At 35.3% G+C, this 15005-nt stretch carries 16 protein-coding genes and 1 tRNA gene; 9 read left to right on the top strand and 8 right to left on the bottom strand.

The features are described 5' to 3' along the window. From ACA100_RS09250 to ACA100_RS09270, 5 genes are all read left to right on the top strand, one after another. Window positions 1–77, top strand: a tRNA-Arg gene (locus ACA100_RS09250). Window positions 78–157: 80 nt separating this feature from the next. Further along, window positions 158–484, top strand: coding sequence for a hypothetical protein (locus tag ACA100_RS09255; RefSeq protein WP_481077424.1), 327 nt, complete (start codon window positions 158–160; stop codon window positions 482–484). A 113-nt stretch (window positions 485–597) separates the two neighbouring features. Continuing rightward, window positions 598–1017 (top strand): hypothetical protein, encoded by a 420-nt coding sequence (locus ACA100_RS09260; protein WP_481077425.1) that lies wholly within the window; start codon window positions 598–600, stop codon window positions 1015–1017. Between the two features lie 141 nt (window positions 1018–1158). After that, entirely contained in the window at window positions 1159–1587 is a 429-nt protein-coding gene (locus ACA100_RS09265) for a hypothetical protein (RefSeq protein ID WP_481077426.1), read from the top strand. 119 nt (window positions 1588–1706) lie between these two features. Beyond that, a complete protein-coding gene (locus ACA100_RS09270; RefSeq protein ID WP_481077427.1) occupies window positions 1707–1925 on the top strand; it encodes a hypothetical protein in 219 nt (72 codons plus the stop codon). Between the two features lie 47 nt (window positions 1926–1972). Here ACA100_RS09270 and ACA100_RS09275 read toward each other — a convergent pair whose 3' ends face one another. Next, complete coding sequence (locus ACA100_RS09275) at window positions 1973–2425, bottom strand: hypothetical protein (RefSeq protein WP_481077428.1); 453 nt, start codon at window positions 2423–2425, stop codon at window positions 1973–1975. Between the two features lie 307 nt (window positions 2426–2732). On the opposite strand from ACA100_RS09275, the gene ACA100_RS09280 reads away from it, so the two are divergent. Further along, window positions 2733–3728 carry an extracellular solute-binding protein gene (locus ACA100_RS09280; protein ID WP_481077429.1) on the top strand — a complete coding sequence of 332 codons (996 nt, stop codon included), beginning with the start codon at window positions 2733–2735 and terminating at the stop codon, window positions 3726–3728. 56 nt (window positions 3729–3784) lie between these two features. On the opposite strand, the gene ACA100_RS09285 is transcribed toward ACA100_RS09280, so the two are convergent. From ACA100_RS09285 to ACA100_RS09295, 3 genes are all read right to left on the bottom strand, one after another. Then, on the bottom strand, window positions 3785–4810 hold the full coding sequence (locus ACA100_RS09285) for an ABC transporter ATP-binding protein (protein WP_481077430.1): 1026 nt from the start codon (window positions 4808–4810) through the stop codon (window positions 3785–3787). A 5-nt stretch (window positions 4811–4815) separates the two neighbouring features. Continuing rightward, window positions 4816–6408, bottom strand: a complete 1593-nt coding sequence (locus ACA100_RS09290) for an ABC transporter permease (protein ID WP_481077431.1) — start codon at window positions 6406–6408, stop codon at window positions 4816–4818. An 85-nt stretch (window positions 6409–6493) separates the two neighbouring features. After that, window positions 6494–9916, bottom strand: a complete 3423-nt coding sequence (locus tag ACA100_RS09295; RefSeq protein ID WP_481077432.1) for an AAA family ATPase — start codon at window positions 9914–9916, stop codon at window positions 6494–6496. A gap of 155 nt (window positions 9917–10071) precedes the next feature. Here ACA100_RS09295 and ACA100_RS09300 point away from each other — a divergent pair, with 155 nt between their 5' ends. Next, the gene (locus tag ACA100_RS09300) at window positions 10072–11169 is read left to right on the top strand and encodes a hypothetical protein (protein WP_481077433.1); all 1098 of its coding nucleotides are present in this window, start codon (window positions 10072–10074) and stop codon (window positions 11167–11169) included. A gap of 11 nt (window positions 11170–11180) precedes the next feature. On the opposite strand, the gene ACA100_RS09305 is transcribed toward ACA100_RS09300, so the two are convergent. Next, entirely contained in the window at window positions 11181–11339 is a 159-nt protein-coding gene (locus ACA100_RS09305) for a hypothetical protein (RefSeq protein ID WP_481077434.1), read from the bottom strand. Window positions 11340–11425: 86 nt separating this feature from the next. Here ACA100_RS09305 and ACA100_RS09310 point away from each other — a divergent pair, with 86 nt between their 5' ends. Next, window positions 11426–11737, top strand: coding sequence for a hypothetical protein (locus ACA100_RS09310; RefSeq protein WP_481077435.1), 312 nt, complete (start codon window positions 11426–11428; stop codon window positions 11735–11737). Here the strand turns inward: ACA100_RS09310 and ACA100_RS09315 are convergent. Next, a complete protein-coding gene (locus ACA100_RS09315; RefSeq protein WP_481077436.1) occupies window positions 11734–12087 on the bottom strand; it encodes a roadblock/LC7 domain-containing protein in 354 nt (117 codons plus the stop codon). The two genes, ACA100_RS09310 and ACA100_RS09315, sit on opposite strands and share 4 nt — an antisense overlap. A gap of 480 nt (window positions 12088–12567) precedes the next feature. Between ACA100_RS09315 and ACA100_RS09320 the strand changes: the two genes are divergently transcribed. Further along, a complete protein-coding gene (locus tag ACA100_RS09320; RefSeq protein ID WP_481077437.1) occupies window positions 12568–13161 on the top strand; it encodes a hypothetical protein in 594 nt (197 codons plus the stop codon). 54 nt (window positions 13162–13215) lie between these two features. Here the strand turns inward: ACA100_RS09320 and ACA100_RS09325 are convergent, their stop codons facing one another. Both ACA100_RS09325 and ACA100_RS09330 read right to left on the bottom strand, forming a co-directional pair. After that, the gene (locus ACA100_RS09325) at window positions 13216–13383 is read right to left on the bottom strand and encodes a prepilin-type N-terminal cleavage/methylation domain-containing protein (protein WP_481077438.1); all 168 of its coding nucleotides are present in this window, start codon (window positions 13381–13383) and stop codon (window positions 13216–13218) included. Window positions 13384–13678: 295 nt separating this feature from the next. Beyond that, a complete protein-coding gene (locus ACA100_RS09330) occupies window positions 13679–14977 on the bottom strand; it encodes an L-cysteine desulfidase family protein (RefSeq protein WP_481077439.1) in 1299 nt (432 codons plus the stop codon). Between the last annotated feature and the right edge of the window lie 28 nt (window positions 14978–15005).

Here is a 15005-nt window from a genome sequence, read left to right on the forward strand (position 1 = left end):
GCGCCTGTAGCTCAGTTGGATAGAGTGTCAGTTTCCGAAACTGAAGGCCAGAGGTTCGATCCCTCTCAGGCGCGCCACACATAGCATCAATGCTCGCATAATTTTCCTTAATTCATTATCGATATTATGCCATTTGGCATGATTAACAGAGGTTACAATGATTAAGAAACAAGATTTAGACATTATCGGCATTCAAAGTGATGACATTACACTAGAGTTAACTTTTACGGTTCATCTTAGAACTCGCATTGATAGTAGAACATTTGAAGAATCAGAAGAAGAGCGTACAGAATACATCGAATTAGGCAACGCTTTAAATCCTGAATATATCCGCCATCATATTGCAGATGAAGTGGATGATTTAATTATCAGTGGCAATCGCATCACAATTCGTAACATTCATGTTAAAGAAATTTGTGAACGAAAAGACGAGGTAAAAATCCATCCAGCGCTCAAAGATTTTGAGATCGCATACATCATTTAATCATTATTAAAAATTCACTAGCAATCATTCATTAATAAACAATATATTCAAATAATTGTTATTTGAATACACGTTATCATTGTCTGTTAATGATTTGATTAATAGTGAAATCCATGAATAACCAACTACACAATACTGAAGTCATCAAAGATCGTCGGCTTGAAAACATTTCAGCTATTGCTCTATTTGGGCTTTTTTTATCTGTCATAACATATATTCTCTATTGGTGGGAAAATCAATATCGCTATGAATATAGTGCAAAAGAGAAAGGATTTACATCGATCATTGCTCAACAATTCAATGGACCAATGGGCGAACATCAACAACTCAAGCAACATGCTAAAGCTCTCTTAGCTTTACCACAATCTTACAAACACATTGAAACCATCTATATTCATAATAATGATCATCAAGAGCTTTTTGTACGCAGCTTATTTTCAGGGAAAACTGCACATAATGTTGAAGAAATTTTATGCTTAAAGGCTTCATATTCACGAGAAGGTCAAACCATTCAAAACCCTGCACCTTGTTAATCACAACTATTAAAATTCATACATTAATACAAAATCATCATACAATTATTCTGACAAATCATCTTTTATATTGACAGATATATTAACTTAAAAATACCATTACAAGCACAACCTTACAAATACACGATACTGCATATTCCAATGAAAAATGAATCACAAGAATCCATGGATCAGAAAATACCAATTTTCTCCTTAAGTCTTTTATTTATTGCATTCTTAATCATCATCTATTGGATCATCTACTCTTATGAAACAGCCATTCGTTATGAGTATAAATTCAGAAAAAGATCTTTTGCAGCGATTATTTCCAAACAATTTGATGGCATTGCAGGTGAACATCAACAACTCAAAGAATATGCTAAAAACTCTCTACAATTCCCCTATTCTTATAAACATATAGATACTATATATATGAGAAATAATGAAGATCAGGAGCTTTTAGTCAAAACACTCTATACAGGTGAAGATACATTTAAAACCGAGAGAGTATTTTGTGCCAAGGCAATCTATACATTTTATGGTGATGAAATTATGGCGCCAGAACCCTGTGATAAAAATAAAAGTTTTTAACAACGTTCATGAACTACTGTACATCTACAAAATAAATGCTATTCTACGCAAAGATTGATAACAATCGCTGTGTATACAATAAATATAAATTAACAATATATTAAAAATCAGAGGTGTTTATGAAACTACAACAAATCACTTTAGTGGAAACGGCACGTTCATATGATGTTAAAGCAAAAGCCCTAGGAAAATCTATTCATGCACAATACCAAAGAGCATTTAAAACACGCGAGGAAGCTGAAGATCATATCGAAGAGTTGAACTCCAATAATGAAATTTGTCAGGATGAGCATAAGTCGTGGCTTAAAAATGTTAAAAAATATGGCGGTGGATTATAAATAACCATAAGTACAATTAAAAACCCATAAATTCTATTTTGTGGGTTTTAAGGTATTAAGTTAGCTCTGCTATCAACTGAAATAGGATTAGGATAAACCCTGCTTTGATATTCGCTATTTTGAATGGAACGCATATCACCTAATTTGACATCGCACCATAAGTTTTCTTCATACACTTCTAGAATATTTTCATAACTGCATTGAAAAAACTCTGAATTGCAATATTCTTTGATTAAACTATTCAAATACTCTTTATTTTGTATCGTGCTTAATTTTAAAAATGCACTCAAATTATCTGATTGTGCCAATTGTAAAACAAAGGGATGGCAAGAATCCTCAGAAGCATCACAATATTTATGCAGGCTTTCGTCTTTAATATATGCAATCACTTTTTGTTTTTGTGCTTCGCTATTATCAAACGTCAAAGGATTAATAAAACCAGCAGGTTGTGCCATAAGTAAAGATGGCATCAAGATAATCGCATATAATATCTTCGTCATAGCATCTCCTTATACGCTCACATTATATATTTACTATCATCTATTATATTAGTACATAATGTTTAATCCCTAATACTCAATTAATTTATTTTATTAATAAACTACATCGATCAAATCTTAATAACTTTTTCTTGAATCATAAAACTCTATGTGTCTATACAGAACAATTTTCTGTTAAAAGACAGTGGACGATTAAAAAAAATTAGATTACTATTGCCAAAAGATCGATAACGATTATCATTTCCATATGAAAATCACGACAGATTCTATTTCCTTCACGCAATATTAATTTATGGAGTCATGATCAATGACTAAAAAGTTACTCACATTATCTTTGATTACTGCATTAAGTGCATCACCTGTATTTGCTCAAGATTTAACAATCTACTCATCCCGCGCTGAACAACTGCTTCAACCTGTGATTACAAAATATAAGGAACAAACTGGCGTTAATATTAACCTAATCTCAGACAAAGATGCACCTATCATGGAACGCATGAGAGCCGAAGGTAAAAACTCTCCTGCTGATATCTTGATCACTGTGGATGGTGGTAACTTGTGGCAAGCATCTCAAATGGGATTATTACAGCCAATTGAATCAACTGTGTTAACAGAAAACATCCCAGCACATTTACGCGCTGAAAATAATGAATGGTTTGGACTATCAGTTCGTGAAAGAACAATCTTTTACAATACAGATAAAGTAAAACCAGAAGAACTATCTACTTATAAAGATCTAGCCGATCCAAAATGGAAAGGCAAACTTTGTTTACGCACTTCTAAAAAAGTTTATAACCAATCATTAGTTGCAATGTTGATCACTGAATTTGGTGCAGAACAAACTGAAGCAATTGTAAAAGGTTGGGTTAACAACTTAGCAACACAACCATTTGCAGATGACACTTCATTATTAGAAGCTATCGCAGCTGGTCAATGTGAAGTTGGTATTGCTAACACTTATTATTTTGGCCGTTTAGTCGCAACTAAGCCTAATATTCCAGTGACTATGTTCTGGGCTGATCAAGATGGTAGCGGCACACATGTTAATGTTTCTGGCGCAGGTATTGCAAAATATTCTAAAAATAAAGAAGAAGCACAAAAATTTCTTGAATGGTTATCAAGCGATCAAGCTCAAAACCTATTCACAGACTTGAACCATGAATCCCCTGCTAACGACAAAGTTGCACCAAGCGATGTAGTTGCAAAATGGGGTGAGCATAAAACAAACTTAATCAATGTTTCTAATGCAGGTAGTAAGCAAAAAGAAGCAGTCATCCTAATGGATCGCGCAGGTTATAAATAATTATAATTCTGGTAGCCGCTCTCTTAAAATATTAAGAGAGCGGCTTTTAATAAAACTTATATTGCAAATGAAATGGATGCATTTGTATCTAAACTCACAGAAACTCTATCCTCTTTTAAAGAAGGCCAATCTGCAATTAATTGCTCACCATTTTCTAAAATCAAATAATGCCTAATGTATTCACCGCGAAACTCTGTTTTTGCAACTGTTGCATTGCACAAATCTTGTTCACTACAAATAACATTTTGCGTTCTCACCAATAAACAAACATTGTTACCCGCTTCAAATCCATGTGGCTCTTGATAAGAATGATCACCCAAAATACTCGATAATGTCACATCATCCACAACCGTTGCTTTTAGCCACTGTCCTTTACCAAAAAATTCTGCAACCATTGGATTACAAGGGCGATTAAATAAATTTTCAGGCTCATCCCATTGTTGCAAAACACCTTCCGACAATAAACCAATTTTATCCGAAAAAACAAAAGCTTCCTCTTGATCATGCGTGACCAAAATCGCGGTAATCTTCTCTTTTTTTAATAATTGACGGACTTCTTGCGCCAATGTTGTGCGTAAATCTGCATCTAAATTTGAAAATGGTTCATCCAACAATAACAGCTGCGGTTTTGGTGCAAGCGCTCTAGCAATGGCAATGCGCTGTTGTTGCCCACCCGATAATTGATGTGGATAATAATCACCATATTGACTCAAATTGATTAGATCCAACAACTCAGTCACTCGCTTTTGTTTATCTTGCTGATTCATTCCACGCAATCCAAAAGCAATATTTTTGCTGACTGTCAAATGAGGAAACAGAGCATAATCTTGAAAGACCATGCCAATCTGTCTCACATGCGGAGCAATATGATTTGTAGCAGTTGAAAGCACTTGTCCATTCAAAATAATTTTGCCATCTTTAACTGATTCAAATCCCGCGATAGTGCGCAATGCAGTTGTTTTACCACATCCTGATGGACCTAATAGACAAGCGATTTCCCCTTCTTGCAAAGAAAAATTTAAAGCTTTCACAATTTCTCTCTGCCCAAGTATCACTTTCATATTTTCGATCGATAACCACATTTCCATCATCTCTCTTGTCTAGAAAACAGTAGAACAGGAATCAATCCTGTTAATACAATTAATAAAGATGGCCAAGCCGCTAAACTATATTGGCCTTCTGTTGTGAAGTTAAAAATCCTAACCGCCAATGTATCCCAACCAAATGGACGAATCATTAACATAATTGGCATCTCTTTCATTACATCTACAAATACCATCAGCATCGCAATACTCAACCCACCTTTTAGCAGTGGCAAATGAATGCTTGTCACCAATGATAATCCATGTTTACCTAAACTTTGTGCAGCCTCTTCTTGCTGAGGAGAAATTCTTTCCAAACCTGTTTCGATGGAGGAAAAAGCAATCGCCATAAATCGTACAACATATGCCAAAAGCAAAACAATTAACGTACCTTTAATCCAGCCATTACTGCTATCACTTAAGCCCAGCCACTCTATTAATTGATTATCCAGCCATGCAATGGGAACAAAAATACCAACCGCTAAAATTGTGCCAGGAATACCATAACCCAATGTTGCTATTTTAATTAACCAAAGACTCTGATTTGTATGAATAAATCGTTTAGACAATGCCAAACCTAAAGCCACACATGTAACAAAAAGTGCTGCTAATAATGCAATCATTAATGAATTTAAAGCATAACGCCACAAAGCAGTATCAAAAGCACTGCCCCAAGTTTCATATGCCCAAATGGTCAATTGCCCAATAGGCAAAATGAATGCCATCAACAAAATAACACTACAATAAGCGGTCGCAAACCAAGCTTTATAACCCATCAATCGAATGCGTATATTCTGTTGAGCTTTACCCATTTGCGTGAATCGTTTTTTATGGCGGCTATATTGTTCGATCAATAATAAAACAAATACAATAATGATCATTAAAGAAGCTAGTTGCTTAGCCGTTTCCAATGAAAAAAATGCATACCATGCTTGATAAATTGCTGTCGTAAATGTGTCAAAATTAAATATTGAAACCGTACCAAAATCCGCCAATGTTTCCATTAATGCTAACAAAACACCGCCTGCAATCCATGGTCTTGCCATGGGTAGCGCAATTCTTATAAAAGATTGTGAATGATTCAACCCTAAAGTCGCACCCACTTCTAAAGAGCGCTGACCTAAACTTGAGAATGCATTTCTCGCTAATAGATAAACATACGGATAAAATGCCAAACTCATCACCATTACAACGCCCGCTGTATTACGAATCTCTGGCAATCCTCTCGACCATTGCCAATGTTCCCGTAAATATGTACTGATCGGGCCGCTGTATTCAAATAACCCGACTTGAGCAAATGCCATAACATAAGCAGGCATTCCTAATGGCAACATCAACGCCCAGAAAAATATTCTTTGTCCTGGAAAACGGTAAACTGCCGTCAGCCAAGCGCTCGTTGTGCCCAAAATTGCTGTAAAAATTCCTACACCCAACAACAATACAAATGTATTGGTTAACAGTGTTTTCATTTTAAAGGTTAATAGATGATTCCACAGCTCTTGATCAACGGCTTGATAAGAAGATAATATGACACCAATGGGCAATAATACAACTAAAGCCCAAAGCCATTGCCAAAACTTGCCCAATAAATAATTCAAAAACGTGATCCTAGTGCATAAAGGCTGACATTATCCATAAAAAAATTGGCCCTGTAAAATAAAAGCCAATGATTATCATTCATAATTATTGCGCCATTTTTTCAGCTTCTGCTAAATCTACAGAAACCAAACGAGAAACCCCAGGTTCACTCATTGTTACGCCAATCAATGATTCTGCGATAGACATTGTCGTTTTATTATGTGTAATAAAAATGAATTGAACCTTATCGCACATTTCTTGTAACAATGAACCTAAACGACGAACATTGGCTTCATCCAATGGCGCATCTACTTCATCCAAAATACAGAATGGCGCAGGGTTCAAGTTAAAAATCGCAAATACTAAAGCTGCTGCTGTCAATGCTTTTTCACCACCTGATAACAAATGAATTGTGCCAGGTTTTTTCCCTGGTGGGCGCGCAATGATATTCACGCCACTTAATAATGCATCATCTCCTTTTAATTCTAAATATGCTTCACCACCGCCAAATAAACGTGGGAATAATTTGGAGAAATCGGCATTCACCGTATTGAATGTTTCCATGAAGCGAGTTTTAGTCTCTTGATCAATCTTCTGAATCGCTGTTTCTAACTCAAACAATGCTTTGTTTAAATCTTGATCCTGCTCATCTAGATATGTTTTACGCTCGCCTAATACCTTACATTCATCAATGGCAACCAGATTGACTGCACCTATCCTACTTAATTTGGATTGTACGGATTTTAACAACTCATCAATATTATCTTCATCAATAGTGATCATCTCTTGTGATAAAGATTGCTGTTCTTCCTCGCTCAATGTGTCCAGCAAAGCTTCCCAACTTTTTACAACATGCTCTTCATGCGCCTTAAATTCTGCATCACGCAACATCAAAGATTGAATCATATCTTTTTGGCTTTCGATATGTTTTTCTTGGCTCTCTTTAAGCTTTTCCTCTTGTGATAATGTGGTTTGCAATTGACCAACCAGCTCTGCTAACTCTGCCTTTGCCCCTTCAATTTCTAATAGCGCTTCATTGTGAATCATCAATTCTTCTTCAATAATGATTGCTTCTTCACTCTCTGCCAATGCAGTTTGTTTTTCCTCAAGCTTCAATAAAGATTGAGCCTTGTTCGCTTTTAAGCGTGCTACATTGGTTTCTGTCTCTTTCAATTTAAATTGCACAGCATCCAATTGGCGAGTTTCTTCATTAACCTTTTGTGCTAAAGTTTGTTGTTCAGATGTTTTCTGCTTTTTATTCTCTTCATATTGCGTTAAATGAGATTCAACTTTAACTTTGCCTTCTTGCTTTTCATCGAGCAGCATCAATGTACTTTCTAATTCAACGCGATTTTCTTCAATTTTCATCTGCCCTTCTTCATGGGCTGATTTCAATGTAGCCAGCTCTTTCTCAATTCGCGTTTGATTTTCTGTAATATGAGCACGTTCCTTCATCACAACTGCCAGCTCTTTTTCTATCGATGCTGTTTCAGTTTTCGATTGCTCTAGTGCTTTTTCCAAAGTTACCCATTGAACTTTCAAAGCCTCCAATTGCTCAGTAATGGCAGACTTTTCTTCCTCTTGCATAGTAATTGCAAGTGTTAACTCTTCCAACTGAGTTGACAACTGATTCATCTCTTCAGCGCGCTCTAAAACACCCTGAATTTCTTGTTGATCATGACCAATGAACCAATCTCTACCATATAGATCACCATTTTCTAAAACTAAGCATTCATGCAGCTTTAATTGTTGACGCTTTTCTTCTATTTCATGCAATGAATTCGCCACATAAACATGTGATAAGAGCGATCCGAGTTTATGCTCGCTTTTTACATAAAAGCCCAAGTGAGCAGGCGTAAATTCAAAGTCTGTTTGCCCTAAAACATAACCTCGCGTATTTTCATGGACGGATAACGTCAAAAATTTAGACAAAGAAACTTCAGCCGCTTTCTGCCATTTAGGCTCGATTGTCATAACTTCAAACAGTGGCTCAATATTCTCTTCTTGCGATAACAATGCATTTTGTAGCAATGTTAATGCACTCAATCGCCCCTCAAACTCTGATTGTTTGCGTAAATTTTGATGAATTGCATGTTCCACCAATAACTTTTGACTATTTAACTCACTCTGTTTCTCTTTTTGAGTCAATGCTTGTTCTTGCAGCGCTTCCAATTGGATCTTTTTCTCATCCAATTGCTCGGCCAATAATACCTCACGATCACGTAATGTATCGTTATCCAATAAGATTTTAAGCTCATTATCCAACTTACTAATTGTTGCTTCATCTGTGATTTGTTTTGTCTCAAAATGAGCAATACTATTTTTAGCCACATCAGCTTTGCGCTCTAAAGTGCTAATTTCTTCATTCACAGTTTTGGATTGCGCAATAAAACTATCAAAAGTTTCATTCAAAACCATTAAAGCTTCATTCAATTCCAATAGAGATTCGTTCAAAATCATCAAAGATTCACTCTTGTCGATCTTTTCGCCTTCCAAGTTTTCCAGCATCATTTCGCCTGTCACAAGCTCTTCTTCAATTTGTTGAATTTGAAGCTGTAACTCATTTTGATCCGCTGTTGTCCTTTCTTGTAACGTACGAATGGATTCAATTTTGTGTTGAAGCGTTAAAATCTCTTTCTGTTTTGCATGATGCAGCTCTGTTTTAGCTGTTAACAGCGTTGATTTTTCAGACAATGTATTTTTATGACCATTATGCTTAATCACCAAGTCATTATAAAAAGCCACTGATTCATGGAACTCTTTTTGCAAAGCATCAATACGGTTTTGCAATTCAGACTGTCCTTGCTCTAATTCAGCACGCTTTTGCTTCAATGATAAATACTGTAACAAACGCTCTTCACGCTTCAATATTTGATACTCTTCAGCTTTTTTTGCTTGCTTTTCCAAATGTTCAAGTTGTTTAGTTAACTCTTCACGAACATCTAATAAACGTAATAAATTTTGACGCGTATGTTCAATGCGTGTTTCTGTTTCACGCTTCTGCTCTTTATATTTAGAAACACCCGCAGCTTCTTCAAAGACTAAACGCAATTCATCTGGTTTAGATTCTACAACACGAGAAATCATCCCTTGTTCAATGATGGCATATGAACGAGATCCCAAGCCTGTACCTAGAAAAATATCGGTAATGTCACGGCGACGACATTTTGCACCATTTAAAAAATAAGTACTTTGCCCTGATCTTTCCAACACTCGCTTAATGCTGATTTCAGTAAAAGTTGACCATTGGCCACCCACTCTGCCATCCGAATTATCAAACACTAATTCTATGCTTGCAAAACTAGAGGCTTTTCGGCTCGTTGCACCACTGAAAATCACATCCGTCATGGATTCGCCACGCAACTGTTTTGCAGAAGATTCGCCCATCACCCAACGAATGGCATCAATAATATTCGATTTCCCACAGCCATTTGGCCCAACAATGCCATTTAAGCGATCTGTGAGCTCGAAAACAGTATGATCCACGAAGGATTTAAAACCAGAGAGTTTAACTTTACTTAAATACACAAGCGACTGCCAATAATTAAAAGGAGAGTATTATCAAGCCTTAGAAAGCCGAATGCAAGATTGATTATTAATATATCTAGGCTGCTAACCACTTGATTTATTATAAAATAGCGATATTATGCAAGAATAAAGTTCATAACATAAGGAAAAATTCCATGAAAACATGGATAAAAGAAGAAAAGATACCTTTGTCACTTGCATTCATCTATTTTGCACTCACAATTATTATTAAGATGGTCATTTCCGATCATTCAGTGCATTATGGTGTGACATATTCTAAGAGCTTTTCCATCATACTCATATTAAATACAATCATTGAAAGCTCATTTCTCTTTGTTTTATCATCCTATTTAACGCAAAGACAGCAATTGCGCACATTCAATGTCATTAGTATCGTTTATATTATCCTTGTGCCAATCATCACATTTTGTGCGCAGTTATTATTAAGTTTATTACAATCTGTCGATATCTCCGTAATGCACACTGCTGCCCATTGGAAATTCAGCATCATTATGGCATTTTGGTTCAAAATCTTTCTATTAGTTGCCAATGTTTATTGTTTAGCATTGCCCAATATTTTATTTTTCAAATGGCGCCATCAGAACAATTCAGTACCAAGTGAAGTCAAATACTTCAAACAACACCAAAATATCTTATACAGCATGATGATCTTTATTTTTATACTGGCACCATTAGTGATCTCTTACGCACTTTTATTTGTAGGATTCAATATATTGGTAAGCTTGACACTTTCCACTATTGGCATTGCTCTTTCAATCACTTATCTCTATTATTGGCATCAACCATATTTAGATCAATTGAATGATCAATCAATGATGCTTCGAAACCTGCAAAAATTTGCACTGAATTTTGTGATTGGTTATACGCTCATCTCAACAATATTGCTTGCTTTAGTTTCTATTTTCCAAGAAATCTTTATCTATATTAGCACTGCACCATTTGCAGGTATAGCAGAAACAACAGGCATGATTTGGACTTATATTTTAGGCATCATTTGCTTCATTGCAGCATTATTTTTATCAAATCAGTATCGTTATAAAGTGCTTCACACATGTGTATTCATTGTCAGTGCTATTGGTGTGACTGGTTTTTTGATCATTCAAGGTGGCGCTTTAGGTTTTTATGTTGCATTACATATGGTTGGCCCAGCACTTTTTGTATTAGGTGGTTTTCTATTGATACTTGGGCTTTACACACGTTTTATACTTAAAGTTAGCGTACCCAATGATTAATTCATAATGTATTACAGCTTTTGGCACTTCCAACTTTTAGGTGCAATGATCTCTTTCTCTTGTGCCAAAAGGTTCTCTTGACGTTGATTCATTGGCATATTGATCATTAGCAAAATCCCTATGAAAACAACAATCGTCAACCATTCAATCAATGTTAAACTATATTTCATAATCCATATTCACACAAACAACTTAAAAATTCTACATTCAAAATATAGTATATAAATTGCATAATTGGACTTATTGGGAGAAATTTATGTATAAATTTGTATTCTTCGTACCTGATTCTCATGTCGAAGCAGTCAAAGAAGCAATATTCAACGCAGGCGGTGGCAAGCTTGGCGAGTATTCCCACTGTGCGTGGCAAACCCTTGGAACAGGACAATTTAAGCCATTAAAAGGCAGCAATCCTTATTCTGGTACAATTGATGAATTATCAACGGTACCAGAATGGCGTGTCGAATTAGTCGTTGAAGAATTTAATATTCAAGCAGCTGTTAATGCTATGAAAGAAGCACATCCCTATGAAATGCCTGCTTATGATGTGATTAACCTAGAAGATTATTAATATTCTAATGAGCTTTCAAATGTTTTTAAAAAGTGCCTCGCCAACCCCAAGTGAGATTTTTGACGATCCAATACTAAATATAAGAAAACATTTGGTTGCTTGACTAAAGGCCTAATGAGGTGATATTCCTTGCCCAAACTGATCAAAATATCTTCAATCACATCATCTAGCTCTAAAAGATCAACCACTCGCCTTTTAGTATTCAATACTTCTGTATTGCCTTCAGATGCTAAATCAATATCAATGCCTGAACCAAATGAAGCCAATGATCTTCCTGTATTGGCATCCACTAATGATGCAGCTTTAAAACCTTCAATGGCCACTAAGTCAGATAAATATGATTGTCCCATGTTTCACCTCATTCACTTATAATTGTCGATCTATTTGGAATGTTAAAATACATTAAATTAAGAAAACTTAATATAATTAAAGTTAATCTTAGCATATTATCATTTTAATAACTTCCTAGCCATAATATCCCGTAGAATTTTTTCAAATCTGTCAGATCTCGATCATAAATACTCGATAAAATTATTTTTATGATAGTGTTTATATGTTTAAAAAATTATAATTATCCCCACAAAAACAAAAAAATTAAGAGGGATTTTATGCTAAAAAATATCACCCTAATACAGATTAATACAATTTCATACATATTACTATCTTCACTGTTTTGCCTCAGCTATGCAAATAATGAATTTATTAAAACGGATTTACAACTCTCACAATTAAAAGGCCCAATTCAAAATGTCCATTCAACCTTTTATAACGAGAATGATTTATTAAATACTGTTTGGTCCCAATATTATGACACCAAAGGATTTTTATATATGTCGATTATCAACACATATAATCCTATGCCATCATTACAACTATATCAATGGACACAATTTTACAAAGGCAACCGCCGTGACTTTTTTACATTGCTTAATGAAGAACTCACGAATTTTTTCCCCATCACTTATGGTGCACCCATGAGTGAATCATTCAAACATCAGCACATTACGTGGACAGCAGAAGGTGCTATTACAGATACGCTACTTGATGCCGATGAAAATTCCCCCGAATCAATACTTTCTCGATCAAAATGTTTCTTTGATCATAAAAACAGAATGACCCGCCTAGAAATCATCACTGGCAATAAAACGGAAATTCGACACCTTTATTATTTATCATTCGCTGAATATCTCAAAACTGATTTATCAAAATATGAAGAGGATGACATTTTTTATGTTTCAGCCAACCAACAAAACATTGAAAATTATGTAGAGAATCAATGGCTATTGTTAGACCCTAGAGTAGAGATTAACTATGTACGATACACAGATTGGTATGGTAATCCAATTATAGAATATAAATATAATGCCCGAAGTAAACAAAAGATATTCAATAATTACACATATTATCCAACATCAATCCAATAAAAAAATCCCCCTAATATTTATATATCAGGGGGATTTCTATGGCCTAATTTTATATTACTTAACAATGACTTCGCTTTCTGGTTGAGACTTCACTTGTACCATATACGCATCTTGCTTTGGTGACTCAAACTTCCTTCCATCAATCGGCATCGCCACCATTGCTAATATGCCGATTAAAACTAAAACTATCAGTAATTCAACCAGAGTAAAATTATTTTTCATAATCGCCTCTTTCGTTTTGCTACCACATTTGATCTTTTTTATTTAATTCTTTTTTAACATAACTATAAAATACTATACAATTTCAACTTTACTAAATTTAATTTTTAAATACATTATATTAACTTAATCAATCTAATATTTATTCTTTGAATATCGCTGACATTAAAATCACCAGGCGACTTGAATAACATATACAAATATTTTTTTAAAATCAGATCTATATATATATAAATAGAGCCAAATCAAATTTGGCCCTATTTATATTCAATCCAGAAAATTATTTACAAAATAAAATTTAACACTGGGATTTATTAATCATAATTTTAATGATCTGTTCATCTGTCTGCTTCATGCCATCAGTCACTAAATTACCAAGATTACGAATACTTTCTTCAACAGTTGGCGAAACTAAGCCTTCTTGCCCAGTGACACGAACATTATCCAAAGCCATAATCACTGCTTTAAATGCAGAATTGGCTGTCGATGATACTTTCATTGCACAACTATTCGCTGCACCATCACAGATAATGCCAGAAACATCACCGATCATGCTGCAAATAGCATCATTGATTACATCTAGTTTTTTATCACCTAATAACCATCCCATTCCTGCTGCTGCGCCCATTGCGGCAGTGGATGTTGCACACAATGCAGATAATGCGGGGAATGTGTTATGAATGTAAACTGCCACTAAATGAGATAAAGCTTGCGCTCGAATACGATCCTCTTCTGAAGCTTTCAGAAAATCTGCGACAACCACAACTGGCATTGTCGCAGAAATCCCTTGATTGCCAGAGCCAGAATTACTCATCGCAGGTAAAGTTGCCCCACCCATTCTTGCATCTGAGCCTGCACTAGTGCGAATCATAATGTCTGTCATTAGATCTTTTGCTATAAAGCCCTTATCCAATTGTTTCAACATTGTTTTACCAATGTGTAAACCATAATCATTAGTTAAACCTTCAACGGATAACGCATTATTAATCGTTTCAGCATCTTTCATAAAAGCGATATCATTTATGGGAGCATTCGTACAAAAATCATAAATATCCGCAATCGAAGCACCCGTTAAATCATATGGTTTTGCATGACCTTTACCCTCTGAATCTGTTTCTTCAAAAATCACTGCACCATCTTTTTCGATGCGTACAATTTTTGTATGTGTATCGGCAATACAAACACGTGCGATATGATTCGCTGTTTTAATTTCCGCTTCGCTATAAAGTATTTTATCAATATCTGAAATCGAAACAGACACAAGATTTTGATCCAATAACTGTTTGGCGGCTTTAACATGAGACTCATTGATATTTTTCAATACCTCCAAACCTGCTTCAGCATCACCACAAATTGCACCTGCCGCTGCTGCAATAGCCAAACCTTTCATGCCTGTGCCAGGAACGGTTACACCCATGCCATTTTTCATTAAATTGGGAGAAACCCGCGTCACGATACTGATAATATCCTCATCGCCAACGACAGCACGTGCTTTTGCCGCAGCCAATGCTAGTGAGATTGGTTCTGTGCAACCCAAAGCTGGTTTCACTTCATTTTTTAGGGCTTTAATATATTCTTTCCAAACCACTTGATTCATAGACAACTGATCTCCCATATAATTTTCG

This window comes from Wohlfahrtiimonas sp. XWW7 (genome assembly GCF_056716055.1).

Coding starts and splice junctions, on each gene's coding strand:
- ACA100_RS09255 (WP_481077424.1), top strand. CDS start 158: ATGATTAAGAAACAAGATTTAGACATTATCGGCATTCAAAGTGATGAC.
- ACA100_RS09260 (WP_481077425.1), top strand. CDS start 598: ATGAATAACCAACTACACAATACTGAAGTCATCAAAGATCGTCGGCTT.
- ACA100_RS09265 (WP_481077426.1), top strand. CDS start 1,159: ATGAAAAATGAATCACAAGAATCCATGGATCAGAAAATACCAATTTTC.
- ACA100_RS09270 (WP_481077427.1), top strand. CDS start 1,707: ATGAAACTACAACAAATCACTTTAGTGGAAACGGCACGTTCATATGAT.
- ACA100_RS09275 (WP_481077428.1), bottom strand. CDS start 2,425: ATGACGAAGATATTATATGCGATTATCTTGATGCCATCTTTACTTATG.
- ACA100_RS09280 (WP_481077429.1), top strand. CDS start 2,733: ATGACTAAAAAGTTACTCACATTATCTTTGATTACTGCATTAAGTGCA.
- ACA100_RS09285 (WP_481077430.1), bottom strand. CDS start 4,810: ATGTGGTTATCGATCGAAAATATGAAAGTGATACTTGGGCAGAGAGAA.
- ACA100_RS09300 (WP_481077433.1), top strand. CDS start 10,072: ATGAAAACATGGATAAAAGAAGAAAAGATACCTTTGTCACTTGCATTC.
- ACA100_RS09305 (WP_481077434.1), bottom strand. CDS start 11,339: ATGAAATATAGTTTAACATTGATTGAATGGTTGACGATTGTTGTTTTC.
- ACA100_RS09310 (WP_481077435.1), top strand. CDS start 11,426: ATGTATAAATTTGTATTCTTCGTACCTGATTCTCATGTCGAAGCAGTC.
- ACA100_RS09315 (WP_481077436.1), bottom strand. CDS start 12,087: ATGGGACAATCATATTTATCTGACTTAGTGGCCATTGAAGGTTTTAAA.
- ACA100_RS09320 (WP_481077437.1), top strand. CDS start 12,568: ATGTCGATTATCAACACATATAATCCTATGCCATCATTACAACTATAT.
- ACA100_RS09325 (WP_481077438.1), bottom strand. CDS start 13,383: ATGAAAAATAATTTTACTCTGGTTGAATTACTGATAGTTTTAGTTTTA.
- ACA100_RS09330 (WP_481077439.1), bottom strand. CDS start 14,977: ATGAATCAAGTGGTTTGGAAAGAATATATTAAAGCCCTAAAAAATGAA.